Source organism: Salinivibrio socompensis S35, from assembly GCF_000513715.1.
Lineage (GTDB): Bacteria > Pseudomonadota > Gammaproteobacteria > Enterobacterales > Vibrionaceae > Salinivibrio > Salinivibrio socompensis.
On the sequence record NZ_AQOD01000223.1, the window covers coordinates 1 to 1,400 of the forward strand.

Annotated in this window: 1 protein-coding gene and 1 pseudogene; both read right to left on the reverse strand. The window is 54.8% G+C overall.

Features of this window, described 5'->3' with window-relative positions; genetic code table 11:
* A partial coding sequence (locus DZ54_RS0117170; protein WP_025675449.1) for a DUF4123 domain-containing protein occupies nt 1-406 on the reverse strand: 406 nt, incomplete at its 3' end.
* Nucleotides 403-1,400: pseudogene (locus DZ54_RS22980) on the reverse strand (type VI secretion system Vgr family protein); the annotation flags it as partial. The pseudogene DZ54_RS22980 and the gene DZ54_RS0117170, both read right to left, overlap by 4 nt.

The window sequence follows — 1,400 nt, forward strand, 5'->3', positions numbered from 1 at the left end:
GCCTGTGGTACCAAGTCCGTATTGCTTTTATYGGCCCAAACACATAGTACTGCTGCGGCACCTTGCACGCATCTAACAGCGCCCAAATGATCCGCGGATCGTAGTAGCGACAGAAAGTGGGGGCCGGATTGCCTTCTTTGTACACCGAGAGCAAGGCTCTTAGGTGGTTGAGCACGGCCTTCGCCGGTTGCTCGGTGGTAAAGGCAAACCCCCACGGCTCACGGCGCGCTTGCAGGTAGTCCTCAAGCGCTGGGGGTAACTCGACCAAATAAGGGGCAACCTGGGCAAAGGGCTCATCCACTGGAGGCAGAAAGACACACCAAGCGTCCGCATCGTGCTCTTCGGCCAAGGTGAGGATGTGGGTCACCACCGCACGGTCAACCACCACATAGCGATACTCATTCATGGCTTAGCCCTCACTCGGGTGCGAACAAGGCTTGGATCACAAACGCACTGCCTTCTGGCGGCCGCGGCGCTGAGGGTAGCCGGACTGGAAGGCAGAGGAATGCCACCCGGTGAGCCGCCTGACTTGATCAGGATTTTGGCCCCATCAATGGCCACACCACTGCTATCAATCACCACAAAACTGCCGCCCACTTGCAGGGTGATTTTAGCGCCGCTTTTAATGGTGATATCGCCGTCGGCATTAAAGCCAATCGCACTCGCGACTTTGGCCGCCCAGTCGCCATCGACTTTTTGGTGCTTATCACCGTTGACCTCACTCACATGATTACCTTTCGTGGCATGCGATTGTGACCCTTCTACGGTTAACGTGCGATCGTTGGCGACCACATGGTTTTCATCATGACCAATGTCGAGCTTGTGGTCATAATTAACGCGGATCTGCTGTGAGTTTCCGACATCGACTTGATTGTCTTTTTGTGCTTTTAGGTACACACGCTCACTGTCGGCTTGGTCTTCAAAACTGAGCTCGTTGTAGCCTTCACCTTGATGGCTGTCACTGCGCCATACCGTTTTGGTTTTAAACTCAGGGAGTGGATACGGTGGTGTGTTGGTGGCGTGGTAGGTACGCCCGGTAATAATGGGCTGGTCGGGATCGCCATTTAAAAAAGACACAATCACTTCATGGCCAATACGCGGGATAGCTATAAAGCCGTACTGCGCCCCGGCCCAGCCTTGCGACACGCGCACCCAGCACGAGCTGTGCTCATCCTTTTCTGATTCTCTATCCCAAGGGAAGTGGACCTTCACCCGCCCATACTCATCACAGAAGATTTCTTCACCTTCAGGCCCACTACCGTGGCCATCATTGGCCCATCAACCTGAGGTTTAGGCTGTGGCGTCGCCCGCCAAGGCGTGGAGACAGGCACGACTTTAAATTGGTTAGAATAGGTGGTTTGCCCTGTGCTGCCAGCTTCTTCTAGCGCTTGGGGTTGCTC